This is a genomic window from Micromonospora sp. MP36, assembly GCF_008119785.1.
Taxonomy (GTDB): Bacteria; Actinomycetota; Actinomycetes; order Mycobacteriales; family Micromonosporaceae; genus Micromonospora.
Genome location: NZ_VSFA01000004.1, coordinates 81749 through 106326, shown reverse-complemented (window position 1 = coordinate 106326; position 24578 = coordinate 81749). Strand labels below are relative to the sequence as shown.

General features: G+C 74.1%; 24 protein-coding genes and 1 pseudogene. 12 read left to right on the top strand and 13 right to left on the bottom strand.

Annotation, left to right across the window (positions count from 1 at the left end; translation table 11 throughout):
* Positions 1 to 2: 2 nt before the first annotated feature.
* Positions 3 to 812, bottom strand: coding sequence for an alpha/beta fold hydrolase (locus FXF52_RS06920; RefSeq protein ID WP_148794556.1), 810 nt, complete (start codon positions 810 to 812; stop codon positions 3 to 5).
* Between the two features lie 75 nt (positions 813 to 887).
* On the opposite strand from FXF52_RS06920, the gene FXF52_RS06915 reads away from it, so the two are divergent.
* Positions 888 to 1427, top strand: coding sequence for a PadR family transcriptional regulator (locus FXF52_RS06915; protein WP_148794554.1), 540 nt, complete (start codon positions 888 to 890; stop codon positions 1425 to 1427).
* A gap of 85 nt (positions 1428 to 1512) precedes the next feature.
* Here FXF52_RS06915 and FXF52_RS06910 read toward each other — a convergent pair whose 3' ends face one another.
* Positions 1513 to 1959: an SRPBCC family protein gene (locus FXF52_RS06910; RefSeq protein WP_148794552.1), complete on the bottom strand. Its 447-nt coding sequence runs from the start codon at positions 1957 to 1959 to the stop codon at positions 1513 to 1515.
* A 184-nt stretch (positions 1960 to 2143) separates the two neighbouring features.
* Here FXF52_RS06910 and FXF52_RS06905 point away from each other — a divergent pair, with 184 nt between their 5' ends.
* From FXF52_RS06905 to gltX, 3 genes are all read left to right on the top strand, one after another.
* The gene (locus FXF52_RS06905; protein WP_148794550.1) at positions 2144 to 3475 is read left to right on the top strand and encodes a GH1 family beta-glucosidase; all 1332 of its coding nucleotides are present in this window, start codon (positions 2144 to 2146) and stop codon (positions 3473 to 3475) included.
* Positions 3472 to 4749 (top strand): MFS transporter, encoded by a 1278-nt coding sequence (locus FXF52_RS06900; RefSeq protein WP_148794548.1) that lies wholly within the window; start codon positions 3472 to 3474, stop codon positions 4747 to 4749. Before FXF52_RS06905 ends, FXF52_RS06900 begins: the two co-directional genes overlap by 4 nt.
* Before the next feature lie 92 nt (positions 4750 to 4841).
* The gene (gene gltX / locus FXF52_RS06895; RefSeq protein ID WP_148794546.1) at positions 4842 to 6251 is read left to right on the top strand and encodes a glutamate--tRNA ligase; all 1410 of its coding nucleotides are present in this window, start codon (positions 4842 to 4844) and stop codon (positions 6249 to 6251) included.
* Positions 6252 to 6309: 58 nt separating this feature from the next.
* Here gltX and FXF52_RS06890 read toward each other — a convergent pair whose 3' ends face one another.
* Entirely contained in the window at positions 6310 to 6909 is a 600-nt protein-coding gene (locus tag FXF52_RS06890) for a copper resistance CopC family protein (RefSeq protein WP_148794544.1), read from the bottom strand.
* Between the two features lie 226 nt (positions 6910 to 7135).
* Between FXF52_RS06890 and FXF52_RS06885 the strand changes: the two genes are divergently transcribed.
* Positions 7136 to 7807 carry a hypothetical protein gene (locus FXF52_RS06885; protein WP_148794542.1) on the top strand — a complete coding sequence of 224 codons (672 nt, stop codon included), beginning with the start codon at positions 7136 to 7138 and terminating at the stop codon, positions 7805 to 7807.
* A 30-nt stretch (positions 7808 to 7837) separates the two neighbouring features.
* On the opposite strand, the gene FXF52_RS06880 is transcribed toward FXF52_RS06885, so the two are convergent.
* From FXF52_RS06880 to pyrE, 3 genes are all read right to left on the bottom strand, one after another.
* Positions 7838 to 8764, bottom strand: coding sequence for an NADP-dependent oxidoreductase (locus tag FXF52_RS06880; RefSeq protein ID WP_187413359.1), 927 nt, complete (start codon positions 8762 to 8764; stop codon positions 7838 to 7840).
* A 55-nt stretch (positions 8765 to 8819) separates the two neighbouring features.
* The gene (locus FXF52_RS06875; protein WP_148794540.1) at positions 8820 to 9143 is read right to left on the bottom strand and encodes a hypothetical protein; all 324 of its coding nucleotides are present in this window, start codon (positions 9141 to 9143) and stop codon (positions 8820 to 8822) included.
* A gap of 121 nt (positions 9144 to 9264) precedes the next feature.
* On the bottom strand, positions 9265 to 9807 hold the full coding sequence (pyrE, locus tag FXF52_RS06870) for an orotate phosphoribosyltransferase (RefSeq protein WP_148794538.1): 543 nt from the start codon (positions 9805 to 9807) through the stop codon (positions 9265 to 9267).
* Here pyrE and FXF52_RS06865 point away from each other — a divergent pair.
* From FXF52_RS06865 to FXF52_RS06840, 6 genes and pseudogenes are all read left to right on the top strand, one after another.
* Positions 9767 to 11164, top strand: a complete 1398-nt coding sequence (locus tag FXF52_RS06865) for a PucR family transcriptional regulator (RefSeq protein WP_370517883.1) — start codon at positions 9767 to 9769, stop codon at positions 11162 to 11164. The two genes, pyrE and FXF52_RS06865, sit on opposite strands and share 41 nt — an antisense overlap.
* A gap of 78 nt (positions 11165 to 11242) precedes the next feature.
* Entirely contained in the window at positions 11243 to 12412 is a 1170-nt protein-coding gene (locus FXF52_RS06860; RefSeq protein ID WP_148794535.1) for an acyltransferase domain-containing protein, read from the top strand.
* Positions 12409 to 13353 carry a beta-ketoacyl-ACP synthase III gene (locus FXF52_RS06855; RefSeq protein WP_148794533.1) on the top strand — a complete coding sequence of 315 codons (945 nt, stop codon included), beginning with the start codon at positions 12409 to 12411 and terminating at the stop codon, positions 13351 to 13353. The genes FXF52_RS06860 and FXF52_RS06855 overlap by 4 nt, the downstream gene beginning before the upstream one ends.
* A gap of 87 nt (positions 13354 to 13440) precedes the next feature.
* Positions 13441 to 13680: an acyl carrier protein gene (locus FXF52_RS06850; RefSeq protein ID WP_007072348.1), complete on the top strand. Its 240-nt coding sequence runs from the start codon at positions 13441 to 13443 to the stop codon at positions 13678 to 13680.
* A gap of 2 nt (positions 13681 to 13682) precedes the next feature.
* On the top strand, positions 13683 to 14909 hold the full coding sequence (gene fabF / locus FXF52_RS06845; RefSeq protein WP_148794531.1) for a beta-ketoacyl-ACP synthase II: 1227 nt from the start codon (positions 13683 to 13685) through the stop codon (positions 14907 to 14909).
* 10 nt (positions 14910 to 14919) lie between these two features.
* Positions 14920 to 16357: pseudogene (locus FXF52_RS06840) on the top strand (acyl-CoA carboxylase subunit beta).
* Positions 16358 to 16415: 58 nt separating this feature from the next.
* Here FXF52_RS06840 and FXF52_RS06835 read toward each other — a convergent pair.
* The gene (locus FXF52_RS06835) at positions 16416 to 16637 is read right to left on the bottom strand and encodes a hypothetical protein (protein WP_148794529.1); all 222 of its coding nucleotides are present in this window, start codon (positions 16635 to 16637) and stop codon (positions 16416 to 16418) included.
* A gap of 92 nt (positions 16638 to 16729) precedes the next feature.
* Between FXF52_RS06835 and FXF52_RS06830 the strand changes: the two genes are divergently transcribed.
* Entirely contained in the window at positions 16730 to 17440 is a 711-nt protein-coding gene (locus FXF52_RS06830) for a bifunctional 2-polyprenyl-6-hydroxyphenol methylase/3-demethylubiquinol 3-O-methyltransferase UbiG (protein WP_148794527.1), read from the top strand.
* A 54-nt stretch (positions 17441 to 17494) separates the two neighbouring features.
* On the opposite strand, the gene FXF52_RS06825 is transcribed toward FXF52_RS06830, so the two are convergent.
* From FXF52_RS06825 to FXF52_RS06800, 6 genes are all read right to left on the bottom strand, one after another.
* Complete coding sequence (locus FXF52_RS06825; protein WP_255471779.1) at positions 17495 to 18415, bottom strand: ROK family protein; 921 nt, start codon at positions 18413 to 18415, stop codon at positions 17495 to 17497.
* Complete coding sequence (locus tag FXF52_RS06820; protein WP_148794525.1) at positions 18412 to 19869, bottom strand: lyase family protein; 1458 nt, start codon at positions 19867 to 19869, stop codon at positions 18412 to 18414. The genes FXF52_RS06825 and FXF52_RS06820 overlap by 4 nt, the downstream gene beginning before the upstream one ends.
* 64 nt (positions 19870 to 19933) lie before the next feature.
* Positions 19934 to 20884 (bottom strand): amidohydrolase family protein, encoded by a 951-nt coding sequence (locus FXF52_RS06815; protein WP_148794522.1) that lies wholly within the window; start codon positions 20882 to 20884, stop codon positions 19934 to 19936.
* A complete protein-coding gene (locus tag FXF52_RS06810; protein ID WP_148794520.1) occupies positions 20881 to 21711 on the bottom strand; it encodes a creatininase family protein in 831 nt (276 codons plus the stop codon). The genes FXF52_RS06815 and FXF52_RS06810 overlap by 4 nt, the downstream gene beginning before the upstream one ends.
* Positions 21699 to 23483: an iron ABC transporter permease gene (locus FXF52_RS06805; RefSeq protein ID WP_148794517.1), complete on the bottom strand. Its 1785-nt coding sequence runs from the start codon at positions 23481 to 23483 to the stop codon at positions 21699 to 21701. Before FXF52_RS06805 ends, FXF52_RS06810 begins: the two co-directional genes overlap by 13 nt.
* Positions 23480 to 24553 (bottom strand): ABC transporter ATP-binding protein, encoded by a 1074-nt coding sequence (locus FXF52_RS06800; RefSeq protein ID WP_148794515.1) that lies wholly within the window; start codon positions 24551 to 24553, stop codon positions 23480 to 23482. Before FXF52_RS06800 ends, FXF52_RS06805 begins: the two co-directional genes overlap by 4 nt.
* Between the last annotated feature and the right edge of the window lie 25 nt (positions 24554 to 24578).

The following is a 24578-nucleotide window of genomic DNA, read 5'->3' as shown; positions in this document are numbered from 1 at the left end:
GTTCACGCCGGCGCGGCTGCCGCCACCAGTTCGGCCACGAACGGCTCGACGGCGGCCCGCCAGCCGGCCGGGTTGTCGTAGTGCAGCACGTGGCCGGCGCCGGGCACGAGCGCGAAGCGGCCGTCGGGGAGCAGTTCGGCCGTCTCCCGCTGCCGTTCGACCGGCTGGTCGCTCTCCGCGCCGGCCACCACGAGGGCGGGGCAGCCGACCCCTGCGAGTTCCGGCCGGTGGTCCCGGTCCGCCCAGTGCGACAGGGAGGCGAGCAGGTGCTCGGGCCGGGCCAGTGGGTGCCACCCGGCCGGGCCCTCGGCCATCACCTCCACGAAGGACTCCCCCTCCGTACGCCGCTCGGCGCCGAAGTAGTCGCGCACGTCGGCCAGGGTCGGGAACGGCACCGGCCAGTCGGCCAGCCAGCGCCGCCACCGGGCCACCAGGTCGGGCGGGGTCACCGGGCTCATGTCGGCGATCACCACCCCGCGGACCAGGTCCGGCCGGGCCGCGGCGAGCTGCCAGGCGGTGAGGCCGCCCATCGAGTGCCCAATCACCAGGGCCGGCGCCAGGTCGAGCGCCTCGATCACCGCGACCGCGTCGCCCACGTACGCCGCCCGGTCGAATGGGCCGTCGGGCTTGTCGCTGTGGCCGTGCCCGCGGGCGTCGTAGCCGATCACCCGGCCGTGGCGGGTCAGCCATCGGGCGGTCGCGGTCCAGTTCGCGGCCCGGCCGGTGAGTCCGTGCAGCAGCAGGATGCCGGGTCCGTCACCGCCGAAGTCGACCACGGTCAGCCCCGTCCCGCCGGATCCCTCGACCCGCATGCGCTCCTCCTCATACCTCGATTCGAGGTACACCGTATCGAGGCATGCGAGCGGCGGGCAAGGCAGAATGCGGGGGTGCTGGAGTTGGCGATCCTGGGGTTCCTGGGCGAGGGGCCGCTGCACGGGTACGAACTGAAGACCCGCATCTCGCGGCTCGCCGGGTATGCCCGGCCGGTGAGCGACGGCAGCCTCTATCCGGCGATCAATCGGTTGGCGCGCGCCAGCCTGGTCAGCCGGCAGCGGGAGCCGGGAGCGGCGGCGGCGCCCCGGCACACCCTCTCGCTCACCGAGGCGGGGCGGGCAGAGCTGCGGCGGCGGCTGTGCGAACCGGCGGAACTGGATGTCACCGACCAGAACCGGTTCTTCAGCCTGCTCGCGTTCCTCGGGCAGTTGGCCGATCCGGCGGCGCAGGCGGCGGTGCTGGAACGGCGGCTGGCGTTTCTCGACCAGCCGGCCAGCTTCTTCTACGCCGGCGACCGACCGCAGCGCGCGGCCGAGCAGGAGGATCGATTCCGGCGCGGCATGCTGGTCATGGCCGCCGCGATCAGCCGCGCCGAGAAGGCATGGCTGCGGGAGACCATCGCCGCGCTGCGCGGGTCCGAGCAGACCCGCTGACCGGGAGGTGAGTCGACGATGGTCCGGCGTCCCTGGCGGGAACGCCGGACCATCACCATCGCGGGCGACGCCGGGACCGGCTCGGTCAGCCGACGGCGGCCAGGTCGGTCAGCCGGGCCAGCGAGTCCTCCAGGTCGGCGCCGACCCGGCGCAGGCCGAGGCGGAGCAGGGCGGCCTTGACCGGCCCGGCGGGCCACCGTACGACGATGAGCCGCACGAGCGTCCCGCCCTCCTCCTCGTCCGGGGTCAGCTGCACGTAGATCTCGGTGCGCGCCTCGGCCCGGGCGCCAGCGCCCCTGGCCCGTTCGCGCCACCCGATCAGGGTCGGCTCCTGGTAGGCGATCACCTCGGCCTCGTGTGCCGCGCCGCGCCCGGCCTGGACCAGTTGTCGCCGGCCGAAGCCCTCCCCCGAGAGGACCTCGGCCGCGCGGACCCCCGCCAGCCAGGCCGGCAGTTGCTCGGCCCGCTGTACGACGTCCCAGACCGCTTCCACCGGCGCCATCACGTGCGCACTGCGTTCCACGAGGATCATGTCGTCTTTCCCCCACTAAGGACATCCGCGATATTACGCACTGTATGCGCAAATTCGGACTTACCCGGACGGGTTCGGAAAAGACACGCCGAAAACCCTTACGCCACCAGGCTTCCCGGCCTATGGCGCATCATCAATCCGCGCCCTAAAGTCCCGAACACGATTCGCGTTTACGGAGGGGCGAATGACGACCGCGCCGATGCCCGAATTCCCCAGCGGATTCCGATGGGGAGTGTCCACCTCCGCGTACCAGATCGAGGGCGCGGCCGGCGCCGACGGCCGGGGAGCGTCCATCTGGGACACCTTCGCCCGCTCCCCCGGCTGGATCGCCGACGGCAGCACCGGCGACGAGGCGTGCGACCACTACCACCGGTACGCCGAGGATGTGGCGCTGCTCGCCGGGCTCGGGGTGTCCGCGTACCGGTTCTCCATCGCCTGGCCACGGGTGCGGCCCACCGGCACGGGCGCGGTCAACCCGGCCGGGCTGGACTTCTATGAGCGGCTGGTGGACGCGCTGCTCGACCAGGGTGTGGACCCGGTGGCCACCCTGTTCCACTGGGACCTGCCGCAGGCCTTGGAGGACGCCGGCGGCTGGCTCAACCGGGACACCGCCCACCGCTTCGCCGAGTACGCCGACCTGGTCGCCGCCCGCCTCGGCGACCGGGTGAAGCTCTGGATCACCCTCAACGAGCCGTTCATCCACATGAGCCTCGGGTACGGCACCGGTGTGCACGCCCCCGGCCGGATGCTGCTCTTCGACGCCTTCCCGGTGGCCCACCACCAGCTCCTCGGGCACGGCCTCGCGGCCTCCGCGCTGCGCGCCCGCAACAGCGGCCCGGCCGCCATCGCGAACAACTACTCCCCCGTGCGGCTGGCCGGGGACACCGACGCCGACCGGGCCGCCGGGGCGGCGTACGACGCGCTGCACAACCGGCTCTTCACCGACCCGCTGCTCGGCCTCGGCTACCCGGCGGGGCTGGACTTCGACCCCGGGGTCGTCCGCGACGGGGACCTCAAGGTGATCGGCGCCCCGATCGACGTGCTCGGGGTGAACTACTACAACCCGACCGGCATCCGGGCCGCCGAGCCGGGCTCCCCCCTGCCGTTCGAGATCGTGCCGCTGGACGGTTACCCGCGGACCGCCTTCGACTGGCCGGTGGCCCCGGACGGGCTGCGCGACCTGCTGCTCCAACTGGGCGACACCTACGGGGACCGGCTGCCGCCGATCCAGGTGACCGAGAGCGGCTGCGCGTACGACGACGTGCCGGACGCCGAGGGCCGGGTGGCCGACCCGGAGCGGATCGCGTACCTGGACGCGCACCTGCGGGCAGTGCGGGAGGCGATCGACGCCGGGGTCGAGGTCACCGGGTACTTCGTCTGGTCCCTGCTGGACAACTGGGAGTGGGCCGAGGGCTTCACCAAGCGGTTCGGCCTGGTGCACGTCGACTACGCCACCCAGCGGCGTACCCCGAAATCCTCGTACGCCTGGTTCCGCGACCAGGTCGTGCGGCCGTGACCACGGTCGACCCGACGCCGGCCGCGTTGCCGGCAGCGCTGGCCGAACCGACCGTGCCGGTCCGGCGGAGCTGGATCGCACTGATCTTCGCGGCCAACCTCGGCGTCTGGATGGCCTTCTTCACCCCGATCCAGGTGCTGCTGCCGCAACAGGTGGAGCGCATCGCGCCGGGCGACAAGGAGGCCATGCTGGCTGTCGTCACCGGCCTCGGCGCGCTCGCCGCGGTCCTCGCGAACCCGCTCGCCGGGGCGCTGTCCGACCGGACCGTGCTCCGGGTGGCGAACCGGCACTTCGGTCGGCGGCACATCTGGACGGCGTCCGGGGCGGTCCTCGGCGCCCTGGCGCTGGTGCTGCTGGCCCGGCAGGACAGCATCGCCGGGGTGGCCGTCGGCTGGGTCGCCGCGCAGGTGTGCTTCAACGCGATGCTGGCCAGCCTCACCGCCGCGATTCCGGACCGGGTGCCGGTCGCCCAGCGTGGCGGCGTCTCCGGCTGGGTGGGCATCCCGCAGGCGCTCGGTCTGGTGCTCGGGGCGGTGCTGGTCACCGCCGTGGTCACCGGCAACGCCGCCGGGTACGCCGCCATCGCGCTCGCGGTGCTGCTGCTGTCGCTGCCGTTCACGCTGCTCACCGAGGACGACCCGCTGCCCCGGGAGCACCGGCCCGCGCTGCGGTTACGCGGGCTGCTCGCCTCGATGTGGATCAGCCCGCGCCGGCACCCGGACTTCGCCTGGGCCTGGTTCACCCGGTTCCTGGTGCAGACCGGCAACGCGCTGGGCACGCTCTACCTGCTGTACTTCCTCACCGACGGGGTGCGCGTCGCCGATCCCGAGGGCGCGCTGCTGGTGCTCATCCTGCTCTACACGCTCGGCATGATGCTGACCGCCGTGGTGGCCGGGCGGCTGTCCGACCGGTCCGGCCGGCGCAAGGTCTTCGTGATCGTCTCCGGGCTGATCATGGCGGTGGCGGCGCTGCTGCTCGCCGTGGCGGCGACCTGGCCCATGGCGGTTGCCGCCGCACTGCTGCTCGGTGCCGGCTACGGCGTCTACCTGGCAGTCGACGCGGCGCTGATCACCCAGGTGCTGCCGGCCGCCACCGACCGGGCCAAGGACCTCGGGGTGATCAACATCGCCAACTCCGCGCCCCAGGTGCTCGGCCCGGCGCTGTCCGCCCCGATCGTGGTCCACCTGGGCGGCTACCCCACCCTGTACGCGGTCACCGCGGCGGTCACCCTGCTCGGCAGCGCCCTGGTCCTCAAGATCCGCTCGGTTCCCTGAGGGGTGCCAGGAGGGGCCCCTCTACCCGCACGAGGCGGCGTTGAGAAGGGGCCCTTCCGTATTCGGTCGCGGCCGGCCGTAGGCTTGGGGGCGTGACGGTACGTGTACGCTTCGCCCCTTCCCCGACCGGTATGTTCCACGTCGGCGGCGCCCGCTCGGCCCTGCAGAACTGGATCTACGCCAAGCAGCAGGGCGGGGTGTTCGTGCTCCGCATCGAGGACACCGACGCCGCTCGCAACAAGCCCGAGTGGACCGAGGGCATCCTGTCGGCGCTCGACTGGATCGGCATCGAGCGGGGCAGCTACGAAGGCCCCTACTTCCAGTCGTCGTACGCCGGCGAGCATCGCGCCGCGGCCCTGCGGCTGTACGAGAGCGGCCGGGCGTACTACTGCGACTGCACCCGGGAGGACGTGCAGGCGCGTACCGGCTCCCAGTACGCCGGTTACGACGGCTTCTGCCGGGACCGGGGGCTCGGGCCCGGCGAGGGGCGGGCGCTGCGCTTCCGTACCCCGGACGAGGGCGAGACCGTGGTGGTCGACCTGATCCGCGGCGAGCCCACCTTCGAGAACAAGCTGATCGAGGACTTCGTCATCGCCCGCAGCGACGGTTCGCCGGTGTTCCTGCTCGCCAACGTGGTCGACGACATGACCATGGGGATCACCCACGTGATCCGGGCCGAGGAGCACCTGCCCAACACCCCGAAGCAGCAGCTGCTCTGGGACGCGCTCGGGGTCAAGCCGCCGGTCTGGGCGCACGTGCCGGTGGTGGTGAACGAGAAGCGGCAGAAGCTGTCCAAGCGGCGGGACAAGGTCGCCCTGGAGGCGTACCGGGACGAGGGCTACCTCGCCGACGCGATGCGCAACTACCTGATGCTGCTCGGCTGGGCCCCCTCCGGCGACCGGGAGATCGTGCCCTGGTCGGTGATCGAGGAGGAGTTCCGGCTGGCGGAGGTGAACCCGTCGCCGGCGTTCTTCGACGAGAAGAAGCTGCGCGCGTTCAACGGCGAGTACATCCGGGCGCTCGCGGTGGAGGACTTCATCACGGAATGCCAGCCCTGGCTGACCGGCACCGGCACCATCGCCCCGCCCCCGTGGCAGCCGGAGGAGTTCGACCCGGCCGCGTTCGCCGCGGTGGCGCCGCTGGCGCAGACCCGGATCGCGGTGCTCAGCGAGATCGTGCCGAACGTCGACTTCCTCTTCCTGGCCGACCCGCTGATCGACGAGGCGGCCTGGGCGAAGGCGATGAAGGAGGGCGCGGCCGACCTGCTGGACGCGGCGATCGCCGCGTTCGAGGCGCTGGAGTCGTGGCACGCCGAGTCGCTGAAGTCCACGCTGGAGGCGGTCGGCGCGGAGCGGGGCCTGAAGCTGGGCAAGGCGCAGGCGCCGGTCCGGGTGGCGGTCACCGGGCGTACCGTCGGCCTGCCGCTCTTCGAGTCCATCGAGGTGCTCGGCCGCGAGCGCACCCTGACCCGGCTGCGCGCCGCTCGGGTGCGCCTGGTCTGACGTCGGATCGCGACGGGCCCGCCGGTCGTCCGGCGGGCCCGTCGTCGTACGGCGGGGCTCAGCGGCTCGCGGAGCGCCGGCGCAGCAGCAGCCCGCCGCCCAGCGCGACGAGCGCCACCACGGCCCCGAGCGCCCACCACAGGCCGCTGCCGCCACCCTCGTCCGAGCGCGAGGCGACCGGGTCGGCGCTCGCCGCCGGGGTCGCCCCGGCGGCCGGGGTCGGGGGCGCCGCGGTGGTCGGCGACGCGCTGGCCGAGGGGGTGGCGGGGGCCGCGCCGGTGGTCAGGGTGAAGCTGACCTTCCCCTTGATCGGGTGCCCGTCGGTCGAGCCGACCTGGTACGCGACGGTGTAGACGCCGGCCGGGCCCGGGGTGAACGGCAGGCTCACCCGGTTGCCGGAGAAGGTCGGTTCGCCACCGGAGCCGGAGGCGTCGTCCGGCCCGGTCACCGTGATCTTCGTCGTACCGGGGGACAGCCTGGCCAGGAAGCGGAGTTCGATCCGCTTCGGCGCGGTCGCCACCGTGGCCCCGTCCTTCGGATCGCTGCCGGTCAGCGAGTTGTGCGCGGCGGCGGGGCTGGCCGGCAACACCGTCGCCCCCAGCGCCACCCCGAGAACGACCAGCCAGGTACGCGCCGCACGGGCGATCCTGCCCCCCATGAGCCCCTCCGTCCGGGTACGATCCGGCCGCTGATCAACAGCCGCTCACATTAGTCGGCCGCAGATCGCAAATAGTTCCAAATACTCTTCCAGCAGCTGCAACCGAACGGCGTTCTGCGGAGTCTTTGAGGTGGGCACCGGTGCTTCTTCCGGCGGCCACCACCGTCGGCCGATCCAGCGTGACCTGCAACGGAAGCCAGCCATCGAACGGGGCGAGGAGGCGGCGATGATCCGAAGGGTGACGCGACTGCTGGCAGCCGTGGCCGGCGCGGTGCTCGCGACCACGTGCGCACTGCTCCTGACCGGCCCGGCGGCGGCCCGGGCGGCGGGCCCCGGACCCAAGCTCGCACCGGCACCGGCCGGGGTGGACATCACCGGCGACCGGCTGGACCAGCCCCTGCAACTGCGCGCCGACACCCACCCCGCCGAGGTGAACGCGGTCATGGACCAGGTGAGCTGGCTGGCCAAGACCGGGCAGCAGCGCGGCCCGGAGGCGCAGGACCTCGGTCCGAAGTACACAGTCGTGGTGCTCACCGGCGGGGTGGCGATCAAGACGTACGACCTCTACCCACTCGCCAAGGGCGGGCCCCGGATCTACCGGCCGGCCAAGCAGCCCGACCTGAGCAAGACCCGGGCCGGCTGGTTCTTCGGCCGGCTGAACATGTCCGAGACGCTGCGTTCCGTCGGCGTGCCGCTGGAGCGGCAGTTCGACACGCTCAGCGGCGGCATCGGCGGCGGCGAGCGGGTCCTCCCGGAGGAGACGCTGAACCCGGCTCAGGACATCGACGCGGCGATGAGCGAACTCCAGCGGCTGCTGCTGCTCAACGTCGGGGTCGTGGTGGTCATCACCGCCGGGCTCGCCGGCATCGCGCTGCTGGTCCGCCGCCGCACCCGCTGAGCCGACCGCGCGGCGTCGCCGGGGCCCGGCTCAGATCTCCAGCACCACCTTGCCCCGGACGTGCCCCGCCGCCACCAGCCGCTGCGCCTCGGCCGCCTCGGCCAGCGGGAAGGTCCGGGCCACGTGCACGGTGAGCCGGTCGGCGTCGACCAGCCCGGCCAGCACACTCAGATCGGCGGTGGACGGCTTCACGAAGAGGTAGCTGCCGCCGAGCCGGGTGACGTGCTCCGGGTCGGCGGTGGAGACCAGCCGGGCCGGCCGGGCGAGCAGCTCGGCCGAGACGTCTAGCGCCTCGCCGCCAAAGAGGTCCAGCGCCACGTCCACCCCGTCGGGCGCGACCGCACGGATCCGGTCCAGCAGGCCGGCGCCGTAGCTGACCGGCTCGGCGCCCAGCGACCGGACGAAGTCGTGGTTGGCCTCGCTGGCCGTGCCGATCACCTTGCCGGCACCGAGCGCCCGGGCCAACTGCACCGCCAGGTGCCCCACCCCGCCGGACGCACCGTGCACCAGGACCGTGTCGTTGGCGCCCGTCCGGGCCAGCTGCAACGCCTGGTACGCGGTCAGCCCGGCCAGCGGCAGGGCACCCGCCTCCGCCCAGGACGCCTGGACCGGCTTGTCGGCGAGGCACCGCTCCGGAGCCGGCACCAGCTCCGCGTACGTGCCGTACTGGACGTCGTCGCGCCGGACGTACCCGATCACCTCGTCGCCCACCGCGAAGCCGGTCACCGCGGGGCCGACCGCCTCCACCACGCCGGCCGCGTCCCAGCCGGGCACCAGCGGGAAGTGCGCCGGCATGGCACCGGCCAGGTGGCCCTCGCGGACCTTCCAGTCGACCGGGTTCACCCCGGCGGTGCGCACCCGGACCAGCACCGTGTCCGGCCCGACCGGCGGGGTGGGCAGCTCACGCAGGGTGAGCTGGTCCGCCGAGCCGTACGCGTCGATCGCGATCGCCTTCACGGTGCCCACGCTAGCGGTGAACCTCAGCCGGGCTGGCCGGCCAGGCAAATTGGGGTCAGCACCAGCGGCGCGGGGGCCGCTCGCGGCGGACCACCCGGTTGCGCGGCCGCACCGCGCCGTGCCGGTGGGCGCCCGCCCAGCCGGACAGGTCGCTGCGGCAGCCCTGGCTGGGCGCCGGCTCGGGCAGGGCCGGCTCGGCGGCCCGCTGCCGCGGCGCAGGCGCGTCGTCCTCCCCGCGCTCCGGCCCCCAGCAGGCGGCCGTCTCGGCCGGATGCGGCAGGCCGGCCCGTCTCGGGTGCTTGGCGGACGCCGGCTGTTCGTGGCCCGGCCGGCCGGGCTCGCCCTGGGCGCAGCCGTGTTCGGCCTCCCCGTGCGCCATCCCGGTCTCCTCACCTTCGCCATCGCCCATCGGGCGGTCACCCCGACGTGCTCTGACACCGTACTGGCCGGGCCCGACGGGCTGGACGGCGCGTACCCGTGGAGATCAGCTGCGGCCCGGGTCAGGCCCGGCGGGCGGCGTCCAGGTCGGCGCGGGTGAGCAGGGCCCGCAGGCTGATCCCGTGCGCGGCCAGCGCCTCCGCGCCACCTTCGCCCCGGTCGATCACGCAGAGGGCGTGCGCGACCGTCGCCCCCAGCTCGCGGAGCTGGCCGGTGGAGATCACCACCTGGCCGCCCGAGGTCACCACGTCCTCGACCACCAGCACCCGCCGGCCGGCGACCTCCGCGCCCTCCGCCAGCCGCGCCGTCCCGTACGCCTTGGCGGTCTTGCGGACGAAGGCGCACGGCAGCCCGACGTGCCAGGCCAGTGCGGTGACCACGGGGATGCCGCCGAGCTCCAGGCCGGCCAGCACCTCGGTGCCGGGCGGGACCAGCTCGGCCAGCCCGGCCGCCACCCGGTCCAGCAGCACCGGGTCGGCTTCGAACCGGTACTTGTCGAAGTACTCGTCGGCGATCCGGCCGGACCGGAGCACGAACTGCCCGGTGAGCCGGCAGCGGACGGCGATGTCGCGGGCGAGGTCCGCCGCGGGTGAGGGGTCGGTCACAGGAGATCATTGTGGCATCGCGCCGCATGGCGGTCCGGCCGCCGCGACCCTCGGTGTGCACGCCCAGGTCAGGCCGTGTCAGGCTAAGGCGGTGAGCGAACCGGGCGGCACCGAACTGTCGGCCACGCTGCGCCGGATCGAACGCGCGGCGGGCGCGTTGGCCACCGCGAGCGTGGCCCGGATGGACGAGGCGCTGCCCTGGTTCCGGGAGCTGCCGGCGGACCAGCGGTCCTGGGTAATGCTGGTCGCCCAGGCCGGCGTCCGGTCCCTGGTGCAGTGGCTGCACCAGGGCGGCGGCGCGACCGACAGCACCCAGGAGGTGTCGGACGAGGTCTTCGCCGCCGCGCCGCAGGCCCTGGCCCGCTCGATCAGCCTCCAGCAGACCGTCGCGCTGATCAAGGTGACCATCGAGGTGGTCGAGGAGCAGGTGGCGCACCTGGCCGCCGAGGGCGAGGAGCAGCCGCTGCGGGAGGCGGTGCTGCGCTTCTCCCGGGAGATCGCCTTCGCCGCCGCCCGGGTGTACGCCCGCGCCGCCGAGTCGCGCGGCTCGTGGGACGCCCGGCTCCAGGCACTGCTGGTGGACGCGCTGCTGCGCGGCGACTCGCCGGACGTGCTGGCCAGCCGGGCGGCGGCACTGGGCTGGACCGACGCGCCCCCGGTGGCGGTCGCGGTCGGCCGCTCCCCCGGCGGCGAGGTGGCCGCCGTGCTGCACACCGTCTACCGGCAGGCCCGCCGGATCGGGGTCGAGGTGATCGGCGGCGTGCACGGCGACCGGCTGGTCATCGTGCTCGGCGGGGCGGCGGACCCGGTGACCGCGACGGACATGCTGCTGACCGCGTTCGGTGAGGGGCCGGTGGTGGTGGGCCCGGCCGTACCCAGCCTGGACGAGGCGACGGACTCGGCGCGGGCCGCGCTGGCCGGGTTCCGCGCGGCGCCGGCCTGGCCGACCGCGCCCCGCCCGGTGCCCGCCGCCGACCTGCTGCCCGAGCGGGCCCTGGCCGGCGACGCCGAGGCCCGCCGCCGGTTGCGCCACGACGTGTACGCGGCGCTGGTCCGCGCCGGGGGCGAACTGCTGGAGACCCTGGACGCCTTCTTCGCCGCCGGCGGCACGCTGGAGAGCGCCGCCCGGGCCCTCTTCGTGCACCCCAACACGGTGCGCTACCGGCTCAAGCGGGTCGCCGAGGTGACCGGGTTCTCGCCGCTCGCGCCGCGCGACGCGTTCGCCCTGCAGGTGGCGCTGACCGTGGGTCGGCTCGACCCGGTGGTCCCGGCCGTCGCACCGGTCCCGAGCCAGACAATGGCCGCAGGGGTCAGGAAAACATCACACACAGGTGATGATCGCCGCCGATTTTTGTAGGTTTCCTCTAAAGCTTCTAGTACGGTTTGGTGCCGTGCGTTACAGCGCGACTCGCGAGTATCCGTCAGAGTCGTAGACGTGCTCGCCGTTCTCTCACCCGGACAGGGTTCCCAGAAACCCGGCTTCCTGACTCCCTGGCTCGACCTGCCGGGCGCCGAGGCGCGCCTGCGCTGGTGGTCCGCGCTGGCCGGCGTCGACCTGGTCCGCCTCGGCACCCAGGCGGACGCGGACGAGATCAAGGACACCGCCCGCACGCAGCCGCTGCTCGTCGCGGCCGCGCTGCTCGCCGCGGAGCACCTGCCGATGTACGACGTCGCGCTCGTCGCCGGGCACAGCGTCGGCGAGCTGGGCGCCGCCGCCCTGGCCGGGGTGCTGCCCGCCGAGGCGGCCGTGACCCTCGCCGGCGTACGCGGCCGGGAGATGGCCGCCGCCTGCGCGCTGGAGCCGACCGGGATGGCCGCCGTGCTCGGCGGCGACCCGGCCGAGGTGCTCACCGCCATCGAGGCGCACGGCCTGCACCCGGCCAACCGCAACGGCACCGGCCAGGTCGTCGCCGCAGGCGCGGTGGCCGGCCTGGAGAAGCTGGCCGCCGAGCCGCCCGCGAAGGCCCGGGTCATCCGGCTCCAGGTCGCCGGCGCCTTCCACACCCCGTACATGGCCCCGGCCGAGGCCGCCCTGGCCGCCGTGGCCGGCGGTATCGTGCCGGCCGACCCGGCCCGGATCCTGCTCTCCAACCTGGACGGCGCCGCGGTCAACCACGGCCGGGAGCTGGTGCAGCGGCTGGTCCGGCAGGTCACCGCCCCGGTCCGCTGGGACCTGTGCATGCGGACCCTGGCCGACCTCGGGGTCACCGGCGTGATCGAGCTGCCGCCGGCCGGCACCCTGGCCGGCCTGGTCAAGCGGGAGCTCAAGGGCGAGGGTGCGCCCGAGATCGTCACCCTGAACACCCCCGACGACCTGCCCGCCGCGCGGGACCTGATCGCCCGGCACAGCGGCCCGGGCGGTCACGAGCCGGTGATCCAGTTCCGGGTGGTGGTCTCCCCCGCCGCCGGGACCTTCGAGCCGCTGACCGACCTGGCCGAGGGCGTCGACCTGCGCACCGGTCAGGTCATCGGCCACGTCGCGACCCGGCAGGGGCCGGTCGAGGTGACCGCGCACCACAGCGGGCTGCTCACCGAGTGGCTCGCCCACCACAACGACCCGGTCGCCCCGGGCCAGCCCCTCGCCCGCATCGGAGGACAGGCATGACCGCCAGCAAAATCGTGGCGATGGGGCACTACCAGCCCTCCCGCGTGGTGACCAACGACGACATCGCGCAGCTGGTCGACACCAACGACGAGTGGATCCGGGACCGGGTCGGCATCGTCACCCGGCGGATCGCCGGTGACGAGACGGTGGCCGACATGGCCACGGCCGCGGCCGGCAAGGCGCTGGCCAACTCCGGCCTGAGCGCCGCCGACATCGACCTCGTCGTGGTCGCCACCTGCACCTCGGTCGACCGCAGCCCGAACGTGGCCTGCCGGGTCGCCGCGAAGCTGGGCATCACCGCCCCGGCCGCGTACGACATCAACACCGCGTGCTCGGGCTTCGCCTACGCGCTGGGCACGGTCGACCACGCGATCCGGGCCGGGGTGGCGCGCAACGCGATCGTCATCGGCGCGGAGAAGCTGTCCGAATTCACCGACTGGACCGACCGCTCGACCTGCATCATCTTCGGCGACGGCGCCGGGGCCGCGGTGGTCACCGCGACCGCCGAGGGCGAGCCGGCCGGGGTCGGGCCGGTGGTCTGGGGCTCGGTGCCGGAGAAGAGCGACGCGGTCCGGATCGAGGGCTGGCGGCCGTACATCGCGCAGGAGGGGCAGGCCGTGTTCCGCTGGGCCACCACCGCGCTGGCGCCGCTCGCGCTGGAGGCCTGCGAGAAGGCCGGGGTGACCCCGTCCAAGCTGGCCGCGTTCGTGCCGCACCAGGCCAACGGCCGGATCATCGACGGCATCGCCAAGCGGCTGAACATCCCCGACGCGGTCATCGCGAAGGACATCGTCGAGTCCGGCAACACGTCGGCGGCGAGCATCCCGCTGGCCCTGTCCAAGCTGGTCGAGCGGCGTGAGGTGCCGGCGGGCGGGCCGGTGCTGCTGTTCGGCTTCGGCGGCGGTCTGACCTACGCCGGTCAGGTCGTCCGCTGCCCCTGAAGACCCCCTCGGGCGCGAGCGCGCCGAGGAGTGACGACCGGCGTCGCCGGCCGTCGAGTGAACCCCCGATGAGAGGAACCAACCGCAATGACCCGTGACGAGATCACCGCCGGCCTCGCCGAGATCCTCGAAGAGGTTGCCGGGGTGAACCCGGACGACGTGGCCGAGGGGAAGTCCTTCACCGACGACCTCGACGTCGACTCGCTCTCCATGGTGGAGGTCGTGGTGGCGGCCGAGGAGAAGTTCGGCGTCAAGATCCCGGACAACGAGGTGCAGAACCTGAAGACCGTCGGGGACGCCGTCAGCTACATCGAGGCGCAGTCCTGATCATGAGTCGCCCCGACGTCGTCGTCACCGGGCTCGGCGCGACGACCCCGCTCGGCGGGGACGTCGCGTCGACCTGGGACGCCATGCTCGCCGGCCGCTCCGGGGTGAGTGCGCTCACCCAGGAGTGGGCGGCGCAACTGACGGTCCGGATCGCGGCCCAGCTCGCCGTCGAGCCCACCGAGGTGCTGGACCGGGTCAAGCTGCGCCGGCTGGACCGGTCCGAGGCGATCGCGCTCATCGCGGCCCAGCAGGCCTGGGCCGACGCCGGGTTGGCCGACGCCGGGCTGGACCCGGAGCGGCTGGCGGTCAGCGTCGGCTCCGGCATCGGCGGGGCCACCACCCTGCTCGCCCAGGACGACATCCTGGAGGCGTCCGGCCCGCGGCGGGTCTCCCCGCACACCGTGCCGATGCTGATGCCGAACGGCCCGGCCGCCTGGGTCGGGTTGGAGCTGGGCGCCAAGGCCGGGGTGCACTCGGTGGCCAGCGCGTGCGCGACCGGCGCGGAGGCGATCGCGCTCGGGCTGGACATCATCCGCGCCGGCCGGGCCGACGTGGTGGTGGCCGGCGGCACCGAGGCGGTCATCCACCCGCTGCCGATCGCCGGTTTCGCCTCGATGCGGGCCATGTCGACCCGCAACGACGAGCCGGAGAAGGCCTCCCGGCCGTGGGACAAGGGCCGCGACGGCTTCGTGCTCGGTGAGGGCGCGGGCGTGGTGGTCCTGGAGCGCGCCGACCACGCCGCCGCCCGCGGCGCCCGGGTGTACGCCCGGCTCGCCGGCGCCGGCATCACCTCGGACGCGTACGACATCGTGCAGCCGCACGCCGAGGGCGAGGGCGCGATCCGGGCAATCGGGAAGGCGATCGCCGACGCGGATGTCGCCAAGATGGACATCGTGCACGTCAACGCGCACGCCACCTCGACCCCGGTGGGCGACATGCTGGAGATCGGCGCCCTGCGCAAGGCGCTGGGCGACCACCCCGTGCTGTCGGCCACCAAGTCGATGACCGGGCACCTGCTCGGCGCGGCCGGGGCGCTGGAGTCCATCGCCACCATCCTGTCCATCCGGGACGGTGTGGTACCGCCGACGATCAACCTCGACGACCCGGACGACGGCCTCACGTTGGAGGTGGCCGCGCACAAGGCGCGCCACATGGAGGTCCCCGCCGCGCTGAACAACGCGTTCGGCTTCGGCGGCCACAACGTGGCGCTCGTCTTCACGCGGGCCTGACCCCGCAGCCCTGGAGGCATCCGTGACCACCACCACCGCCGTCGGCGCGGACAGCGCGACCGTGGACCACCGGGATCCCGAGGCCCGGCTGCGGGCCCTGTTCGACGCCGGCTCGCTGCGCCTGCTGGCGCCGCGGGACGGCTCCGGCGTGCTCTGCGCGCGGGGCACGATCGACGGTACGCCGGCGATCGCGTACGCCAGCGACGCCACGAAGATGGGCGGCGCGATGGGCACCGAGGGGTGCCGGCACATCGTGGACGCCATCGACGCGGCGGTCCGGGAGCGGGTGCCGGTGCTCGGCCTCTGGCACTCCGGTGGTGCCCGGCTCGCCGAGGGCGTGGTCGCCCTCGACGCCGTCGGGCAGGTCTTCGCCGCCATGGTCCGGGCCTCCGGCCGGGTGCCGCAGATCTCCGTGGTGCTCGGGCCGGCCGCCGGTGGCGCCGCCTACGGGCCGGCGCTGACCGACATCGTGGTGATGAGCGGGGCCGGCCGGATCTTCGTCACCGGCCCCGAGGTGGTTCGCAGCGTCACCGGTGAGCAGGTCGACATGGAGCGGCTGGGCGGGCCCCGAGCCGCACGGCCGGCGCTCCGGCGTGGCGCACGTGACGTGCCGGGACGACGAGGAGGCGCTGGCCGAGGCGCGCAGGCTCGCGGCGCTCCTCGGTCGTCCGGGCCGGATCTCCCCGGACGACGTGGCCACCGGCGCGGACGGGCACGACCTGGCCGCGAGGATGCCGGCCGAGCTCAACCGGGCGTACGACGTGAAGCCGGTGGTCAAGGCGCTGCTCGACGCCCCCGGCGTGGAGCTGCACGCCAAGTGGGCGCCGAACATCGTCACCACGCTCGGCCGGTTCGCCGGCCGTACGGTCGGCGTGATCGCCAACAACCCGCTGCGGCTCGGTGGCTGCCTCGACGCGTCCAGCGCCGAGAAGGCCGCCCGGTTCGTGCGGATGTGCGACTCGCTCGGGGTGCCGCTGATCGTGCTGGTCGACGTCCCCGGCTACCTGCCCGGCTTGGGTCAGGAGTGGGAGGGCGTGGTCCGGCGCGGGGCGAAGCTGCTGCACGCCTTCGCCGAGGCGGTGGTGCCGCGGGTGACGCTGGTGACCCGCAAGGCGTACGGCGGCGCGTACATCGCGATGAACTCCCGCTCGCTGGGCGCGACCGCGGTGTTCGCCTGGCCGAACGCGGAGCTCGCGGTGATGGGGGCCAGCGCGGCGGTGAACATCCTGCACCGCAAGCGGCTGGCCGCCACCCCGGTCGAGGAGCGGGAGGCGCTGCGGGCGCAGCTGATCGAGGAGCAGGTCCGGGTCGCCGGCGGCGTCAACCGGGCGCTGGAGATCGGCGTGGTGGACGACGTGATCAAGCCGGCGGAGACCCGGCGGCGGATCGCCGAGGCGCTGGCCGCGGCGCCGGCCGCCCGGGGCGCGCACGGCAACATCCCGCTGTAGCCACCGGTCAAACCCTTCAGGGTCCGCGCCCACCCCGGGCGCGGGCCCTGACGTCTGCTCAGCCCTGGTTGCGGGGGTGCTGGCGGGCGGTCCGCTCGTTGCCCCGCCGGTAGTTGCCGGTCCACCGGGCCATCACCAGCTGCGGGTCGTCCTCGACCTCGGCCAGGAACTCCGTCGCGCGGCCGCCGCGCAGCGTGCCGGCCACCCGGCCGTGGTGCGTGATCACGACGGAGCCGTCGGCCCGCTCGACGTAGCGGAAACCCTGTGCCTGCTGTCCCATGGTCGGTCACCCTGCCAGGGTCGGTCGCGCGCCGCACCCGGGTTTGCCGCCGCCCGAGCCGCTAGGGTGAGGGCGCCGAGAAGGAGTACGCCCTGGAAGCCACCGAGATCCGCAAGCTCGCCGCGCTCGAGGACAGCCACTGGTGGTACCGGGAGCGGCGGGCCCTGCTGGGCCGGGCGCTGCGGCGGCTGGCGGCGGCCGGGGTGCGCCCGGGGCGGGCGCTGGACATCGGCGCGGCCGGCGGCGGCAACACCCGGGTGCTGTGGGCGTACGGCTGGCGGCCGCTCGCCCTGGAATACAGCGCGGCGGGCGCCGGGGTGGCCCGGGAGCGGGGCCTGGACGTGATCCGGGCCGACGCCCGGCACCTGCCGGTCCCCTCGGCCAGCCTGGGCCTGGTGGTCGCCTTCGACATCCTGGAGCACTTCGACGAGGATCACCTCGCCGCCGGCGAGATCCGCCGTGCCCTGCGGCCGGGCGGGACGGCACTGATCGCGGTGCCGGCCGACATGCGGCTCTGGTCTGCGCACGACGTGGCCGTCGGGCACGTCCGCCGCTACGACCGGGCCGGGCTGCGCGCGGTGGTGGAGAAGGCCGGGCTGGTGGTGGACGAGCTGTGGAGCTGGAACGTGCTGCTGCGCCCGGTCGCCGCCTGGCGGCGGCGCAGGTCCACCGGCAGCGACCTGGACGACCTGCCTCCCGTGGTCAACCTGGGGTTGCGCACGATCATCACCGCCGAGCGGTACCTGCCGGTGCGGGCGCTGCCCGGCGTCTCGCTGATGCTGCGCGCCCACCGCCTGAGCTGACCCGCCGGGCGCGCCCGCGCACGTAGCGCGCGGGCGGGCCGGCAGGTCACCAGGTCAGTGGGGCGCGGGCACCGCCTCGCGGGCCAGGGTGAGCGCGCCGAGCAGCGCGGCGTCGTCGGCGTGCCGGGAGAGCACCACGTCGGGTCGGTGCGGTAGCACCTCGTTGAGCCGGTCGACCAGCAGCCTGCGGATCAGCGCGCTGCGGGCCACCCCGCCCACCAGCACCACCCGCTGCGGGTCGAGCAGCAGGCAGCAGGTGGCCAGGTGCCGCGCTACCTCGTCGACCCGGGCGGTCAGCGCGTCGCGCGCCGGCCCGGGGCGTTCCGCCGCGTCGGCGAGCCCGGCCGCCCCGCCCGGCACGCCGAGGTCCCCGGCGAGCCGGTCCAGCGCCCGGCCGGAGAAGTCCAGCTCCAGCATGGTGCCGGGCCAGGGCCCGCCGGCCACGGCGTACCCGATCTCGCCGGCTGCCCCGCGGTGTCCGGCCAGGACGGTCCCGCCGACCGTCACGGCGGCCGCCACGCCGGTGCCGATGCCCACCACCAGGCCCGGGTCGGCGTCCCGCAGCGCGCCCAGCCGCAGCTCGGCCAGGGCGGCGGCGTTCAGGTCGTTGTCCACCGCCACCCGGGCGACGCCGAGCGTGTCGCGGACCGCGTCGGCCAGCCGCAGCCGCTCCCAGCCGGGCACGTTGGGGGCCAGGTCGATGCCGTCCGGACGGACCACGCCGGGCGAGGCCACCCCGGCCGCGACGAGCGGCCCACCCACCCCGGCGACCAGCTCCGCGGCGAGGTGCAGGGCGCGTTCCAGGGCCTGCGGCGCGCCCTGCTCGGCGTGGGTGGGGACCCGGCGCTGGACCAGGAGGTGGCCCTCGGCGTCGGCCAGCCCGACGGCCATCTTGGTGCCGCCGAAGTCGATGCCGAGCAGCAGCCCGCCGGTCCGGGTGCCGACCCCGGGGGACCCCGCCAGCCCCACGCTCACCGGGCCACCAGCTCGGCGGCGACGGCGTCCAGCGCCTCGTCCGCCCCGCGGAGCCGGTCGCGCACCGCCGCCAGCCGGTCGGCGACCGCCTCGAACGCGACGCGCAGCGTACCCACCTGGGCGCGGACCGCGGCGGCGCCGGGGCCGTCCACCTGGGCCCGGTGCAGCACCAGGTCGGGGCGGACGGCGGCGGCGATCAGGTCGGCGACGGCGGCGTCGTCGAGCGGGCCGGTCAGCCCCTCGGCGGCGGCCCGGACGCCCTCGGGGGTCCAGGTGTCCGGGCCCCCGGCCCGGACCAGCCGGCCGACCACCGAGTGGGCGGCCCGGAACGGCACCCCGTGGCGGGTCAGCGCGTCGGCCGCGGCGGTGGTGGTGGCGCCGGAGGCGACGATCTCCTCCCGGCTCGGCGGCGACAGCGGCTCCACCTCGGCCAGGAAGCCGCCGACCAGGGCGAAGAAGCGCTCGGCCCGGTCGTTGCTCTCCCAGAGCCGGACCTGCACGTCGGTGGTGGCGTTGTTGGAGTCCTCCCACCAGGCGGCGCCCACGTTGTTCAGCACCGAGGCGGCGTCCGCCGCGGCCGCGCCGGCGTACGAGACCAGGTGCTCCAGCACCACCGGGTTGCGCTTCTGCGGCATGATGCTGCTGCCCTGGGTGAAGTCGCCCGGCGTGGTGACCCACTGCCAGCTCAGCCAGTCCATCAGGGTGCGGGCCAGCCGCGCCCCGGTGGCCAGCGCCTGCGCGTTGAGGGTGCCGACCCGGACCAGGTGGTCGGCCCCGGCGACGGCCTCGTACGAGTTGGTCACCAGGCCGGCGAACCCGAGCAGCTCCGCCACCCGGGCCGGGGCGATGTCCAGGTCGGTGCCGGCGAACGCGCAGGAGCCCAGCGGCGAGACGTTGAGCTGGTCGATCAGGTCGGCGTAGGCGGCCGCCTCGCCGGCGAGCGCCTCGGCGTACCCGGCGAGCGCGTGACCGATCGTGGTGGGTTGGGCCGGCCGGCGGTGGGTGTAGCCGGTGATGACCACGTCCGCGTACCGGTCGGCGCGGTCCAGCGCGGTCCGGCCGGTGGCCAGCACCCGGTCCAGCACCCCGAGGAGTTGGTCCCGCAGCAGCATCCGGAACACCCCGGCGTCCAGGTCGTTCCGGCTGCGGGCCAGCTGCACGTCCAGCTCGGCGGTGGGAATGCCGCACGCCTCGGCGAGCCGCTTCTCCAGCAGGTAGTAGGTGTCCTCGAAACTGCCGTCGTAGGCCGGCGCCGGGGTGGTGTCGGCGCGCAGGGCGGCCAGCCCGCGCAGCAGCCGGGCGCCCCGCTCGGCGGGGATCAGCCCCTGCTCGGTCAGCATCACCACGTGTGCCTGGCTGGCGCGGACCATCGCCGGGTAGAGGTGGCCGACGTGGTGGTCGTAGGTGGGCGCCAGGTGGTGCCGCTGGTACGTGGTCAGCGCGGGTGTGCTCATGGCAGTTCCTTACTTCCTTCCAGTCCGCGTGGGCGGTCGGGCCGCCCACTGCGGGTTCGGCTGGTCAGTCGGTCAGGCCGAGCAGCCGTTCGGCGTTGCCGGCGAAGATCGCGCGCAGGTGGTCGTCGGGCAGGCCCAGCTCCCGGCAGACCCGGAGCTGGTCGTCGAGGTAGCGGGTGACGTAGCCGCGCGGGAACCAGGACGAGTCGCTGCCGAAGACGATCCGGTGCGGGCCGATCGTCTCGTAGCAGCGGCGGAACAGGTCCTCCAGGGTCAGCTTGTACGGCATCCACCGCACCCACTGGTTGGAGCCGGACGTGTCGACGTGGATGTTGGGGCAGCCCCAGGCGGCGAAGAAGAGTTCCTGCACGTGCTGGACGCCGAAGTGCGGCACCACCACGGCCAGCTCCGGGAAGCGGCGGGCCATCCGGGCCAGCTCCTCCGGACCGCCGTAGCGGCCGAAGCTGAGGCCGCCGGCGCTGCCGTAGTGCCCGATGTGGATCAGGACGGGCACGCCGAGGCGCTGGGCGGTGCCCCAGAGCGGGTCCAGGTCCTCGTGGTCGAGCGGGCCGCGCAGCAGCGGGGCGAACAGCTTCAGCCCGCGCAGGCCGCGCTCGGTGACCGCGCGGTCCAGTTCCCCGGCGGCGTCCGGGCCGTACGGGTCGTGGTGGGCGAAGCCGAGCAGCAGGTCCGGGTGGCGGTCGACCACGTCGGCGAGGGTGTCGTTGCCGCCGCCGGTCACGAAGACGGCCTTCCGGATGTTGACCGCGCGCAGCTCGTCGGCCCAGCGGTCGGCCTCGTCCGCCCAGTGCTCGGCCGGGGGCTCCGGGTCGGGGAAGCCCCACGCCTGCCGCCACTGCCGGGCGTACGGCGCCGAGCCGGCGGCCCGGACGGCACGCTCGTGCTCGCCGCCGGGGTGCATGCCGGCGGCCTGCTCGCAGGCGTGGATCGTCTCGTCCGCGCCGATCCGGAAGTGCAGGTGGAAGTCGACGACGTCCAGTCCCCTGTCGGTCATGCCCCTCCCTCGGTCGGCAGTGGATCGGCGGTGGGCGGCGCCGGCGGTGGGGCGGCCACCCAGGCGGCGACGATCTCCCGCAGCCGCTCCCCGGCCAGCGCGCGGACCTGCCGGCCGGCGTCCTCGCTGGCCAGCGAGACGTGCCCGGACCAGCCCTGCCAGGGCTCGGGGCGGGACTCCACCAGGACGTACGGGTGGCTCACCGGCAGCTTGGGCTTCGGTGGCAGGTCGGTGGCGGCGTCGAGGCGTACCGCGCCGGGGTCGAACCCGAGCACGCCGGAGGTCTCGTACGCCCCGCCGTGCCCGCGGGCCGGCGGCGCGCCGTAGATCTCCGTCGTCTCCGCCGGGGTGACCAGCTGGAACCAGTTGACCAGCAGCAGGCTGGCGGTACGCCGGCCGGAGACCCACTCCATGGCGGCCCGGGCCGTGGACATGTTCGCGTCGTGGCCGTTGACCACCAGCAGCCGGGGGAACCCGGCGGCGACGATGCCCTCGATCACGTCGGCGAGGTAGCCGACCGCGATCTCCGGACGGATCGCGACCGTCCCCGGCCAGGGCCGGGTCTGCCCCGGGCAGGCGGCGTACGCGACGGCGGGGAAGAGCACGCCCCGCGGCCCCGGCACGTCGCCGGCGGACTCGCCGGCGAAGCCCTCGGCGAGGATCAGGTCGGTGCCGAGCGGCAGATGCGGGCCGTGCCACTCGACCGCGCCGACCGGGAGCACCGCGAAGTCCGCCGCCGCGGCGACCGCGGCGAGTTCCCCGCCGGGGATCCGGGCGGCGGGGAGCAGTCCGCCGCCGGCCGGCCAGCGGTCCGTCACGCTGTCCACTGCGCCGCCTCCCGGCTGGCCTTCGGGCCGCTCTCCAGCCGCCCGGAGACCACCATCACCACGAAGATCAGCACGATCTGGAGCATGCCGTACGCGGCGGCGGTGCCCACCTCAAACGAGTACATCCGGTTGTTGATCTCGACGGAGATCGGCGCGGTCTCCGAGGTGTAGATGAGCACCGAGGCGACGAACTCGCCGACGCCGTGCACGAAGGCGAGCAGCGCGCCGGCCAGCACGCCCGGCAGCATCAGCCGCAGGGTGACCGTGCCGAACGCCCGCCACCAGGACGCGCCGAGGTTGCGGGCGGCCTCCTCCAGCGACGGGTCGAGCTGGGCCAGCGTGGCTGAGCTGGAGCGGAACACCAGCGGCAGGAACCGCACGAAGTACGCCAGCGGCATGATCCAGAAGGTCCCGATCAGCACCTGGCCGAGGCTGAACGCGTTGCCGGTGCTGAACGCCGAGATCAGGTTGATCGCCACCACCGTGCCGGGCAGCGCCCAGGCCAGCATGACCGCCACGTCGAGCAGGCCGCGCCCGCGGAAGTCCAGCCGGCGCACCGCGTACGCGACGAGCACGCCGACCACCACGCAGCCGACCGTGGCGATCAGGCTGATCTGCAGCGAGTTGACGATCGGCCGGTACGCCTCTGGGTCCGTGAAGATCGTGACGAAGTTCTGCATGGTGTACGCCGAGGGAACCACCTCGGTCGTCCACGAGCCGTCCAGCGAGAACGCCACCAGGGCGATCGTGCCCACCGGGGCGAGCAGCACCACGACGCCGACCAGCGAGGCGAGCAGGGCCAGCCACCGGCCGAACGGGTTGGTGAGCTCGCGGCGGTGCGAGGCGACGCCCTTGGACTGGGAGCGGTAGCTGCGCCGCCCCTCGTACCAGCGCATGCCGAGCAGGAAGAGCACCGACACCACGCCGAGCACCGAGGCGTACGTGGAGGCCATCGGCAGGTCGCCGTTGGTGCGGTTGATGTAGATCTGCATGGTCATCGTCTGGTCCACCCCGAACAGCAGCGGGGCGGTGTACGACGCCAGCGAGGTCATGAAGACCAGCAGCGAGGCGGAGACCAGCGCCGGGGTGAGCATCGGCAGCAGCACCGTGCGCCAGACCCGGACCCGGCCGGCACCCAGGTTGTACGCGGCCTCCTCCACCGACGGGTCCATGCCGACCAGCGCGGCCGAGGTGGCCAGGTAGAAGAACGGGTACATGGTGAAGGTGTGCACCACCAGCACCCCGGCGATGCCGGTGAACGGCAGCACCGGGCTCTCGGTGCCGAACAGGTGCTGGAGGCCCCGCGGCAGGATGCCGGTCTCGCTGTAGAGCAGCTGGAACGAGATCGCCCCGATCAGCGGCGGCAGCGCCGCCGGCACCAGGATGATCGCCTCGATCAGCCGGCGGCCCGGGAACGAGAAGCGCTTGAGCAGGAACGCCATCGCCACGCCGACGATGCCGCAGAGCACCACGCTGGCGGCCGAGATAACCAACGAGGTGACCAGCGAGGAGCGGGCCACCCCGTCGCCGGTGAAGAAGACCGTGTAGTTGGCCAGGCCGTCCACCCCGACGCTCTCCGCGAAGGTGGCGAACATCGGCTGGACCACGTAGCCGAAGAGGATCAGGGCCAGCGGGAAGACCAGCAGGTAGGGGAACCAGCGCGAGTTGGCGCCGCCGGCGAGCCGGCGGGAGCGGCGGGCCCGGGGTGGCCTCGGGTCCTCGGTGACCGGCGGGACCGTGGCCGCGTTGGGGGTGGCGGGGATGGTGCTCATGGGCGCACCACCCACATCCGCTCCCCGGGCAGCCGCAGCCCGACCTGGTCGCCGACCGCCAGGCCGGCGGGCACGTCGATGGCGGTGACCTGCACCGGCTCGCCGGCCACGTCGACCAGGAGGTTGGTGGACATGCCGGTGAACTCCAGCTCGCTCACCCGGCCGGACAGCGCGCCGGCCTCGGTGGCCGAGGTGAGCCCGATGTGCTCGGGCCGGACGGAGACCAGCGCGGTGCCGTTCTCGGCCAGGCCGTGCTCGGCGGGCGCGGCCACGGTCAGCTGGTCGCCGCCGGGCAGCGCGACGGTGACGGTCTGCGGGCCGGCGGCGGCGACCGGCAGGCTCAGCACGTTGCTACGGCCGATGAACCGGGCCACGAACGCGTTCGCCGGCCGGTGGTAGATCTCCTGCGGCGCGCCGATCTGCTGGACCCGGCCGGACTCCATGACGGCGATCCGGTCGGACATGGCCATCGCCTCGGCCTGGTCGTGGGTGACGTAGATGGCGGTGGTGCCGCTCTCCTTCTGGATCCGGCGGATCTCGACCCGGGTCTCCTCGCGCAGCTTGGCGTCGAGGTTGGACAGCGGCTCGTCGAGCAGCAGGGTGCGGGGGCGGATCACCAGGGCGCGGGCCAGCGCGACCCGCTGCTGCTGGCCGCCGGAGAGCTGGTCGATCCGGCGGTCGCCGTAGCCGGCCAGGTGCACCTGGCCCAGCGCCTCCTCCACCCGCCGCTTCGACTCGGCCCGGCCGACCTTGCGGATCTTCAGGCCGTACGCGACGTTCTGCGCCACGGTCATGTGCGGGAAGAGCGCGTAGTTCTGGAACACCATGCCGGTGTCGCGCTTGTTCGGCGGCCGGTGAGTGACGTCCTCATCGCCGAAGCGGATCCGGCCCGAGGTGGGGAAGTAGAAGCCGGCCACCATGCGCAAGGTGGTGGTCTTGCCGCAGCCACTCGGGCCGAGCAGGGTGAAGAACTCCCCCGCGGCGATCCTGATGTCGACGTCGTCGACGGCCGCAGTGTCGCCGGCGCGCGCGAAGCGCTTGCTCACCGACTCCAGCGTGACATCGATCATGATGTCTCTCCTTGCGTCCGGTTAC

Coding starts and splice junctions, on each gene's coding strand:
- FXF52_RS06920 (WP_148794556.1), bottom strand. CDS start 812: ATGCGGGTCGAGGGATCCGGCGGGACGGGGCTGACCGTGGTCGACTTC.
- FXF52_RS06910 (WP_148794552.1), bottom strand. CDS start 1,959: ATGATCCTCGTGGAACGCAGTGCGCACGTGATGGCGCCGGTGGAAGCG.
- FXF52_RS06905 (WP_148794550.1), top strand. CDS start 2,144: ATGACGACCGCGCCGATGCCCGAATTCCCCAGCGGATTCCGATGGGGA.
- FXF52_RS06890 (WP_148794544.1), bottom strand. CDS start 6,909: ATGGGGGGCAGGATCGCCCGTGCGGCGCGTACCTGGCTGGTCGTTCTC.
- FXF52_RS06885 (WP_148794542.1), top strand. CDS start 7,136: ATGATCCGAAGGGTGACGCGACTGCTGGCAGCCGTGGCCGGCGCGGTG.
- FXF52_RS06875 (WP_148794540.1), bottom strand. CDS start 9,143: ATGGCGCACGGGGAGGCCGAACACGGCTGCGCCCAGGGCGAGCCCGGC.
- FXF52_RS06865 (WP_370517883.1), top strand. CDS start 9,767: ATGTCGCGGGCGAGGTCCGCCGCGGGTGAGGGGTCGGTCACAGGAGAT.
- FXF52_RS06855 (WP_148794533.1), top strand. CDS start 12,409: ATGACCGCCAGCAAAATCGTGGCGATGGGGCACTACCAGCCCTCCCGC.
- FXF52_RS06850 (WP_007072348.1), top strand. CDS start 13,441: ATGACCCGTGACGAGATCACCGCCGGCCTCGCCGAGATCCTCGAAGAG.
- fabF (WP_148794531.1), top strand. CDS start 13,683: ATGAGTCGCCCCGACGTCGTCGTCACCGGGCTCGGCGCGACGACCCCG.
- FXF52_RS06835 (WP_148794529.1), bottom strand. CDS start 16,637: ATGGGACAGCAGGCACAGGGTTTCCGCTACGTCGAGCGGGCCGACGGC.
- FXF52_RS06820 (WP_148794525.1), bottom strand. CDS start 19,869: ATGAGCACACCCGCGCTGACCACGTACCAGCGGCACCACCTGGCGCCC.
- FXF52_RS06815 (WP_148794522.1), bottom strand. CDS start 20,884: ATGACCGACAGGGGACTGGACGTCGTCGACTTCCACCTGCACTTCCGG.
- FXF52_RS06805 (WP_148794517.1), bottom strand. CDS start 23,483: ATGAGCACCATCCCCGCCACCCCCAACGCGGCCACGGTCCCGCCGGTC.
- FXF52_RS06800 (WP_148794515.1), bottom strand. CDS start 24,553: ATGATCGATGTCACGCTGGAGTCGGTGAGCAAGCGCTTCGCGCGCGCC.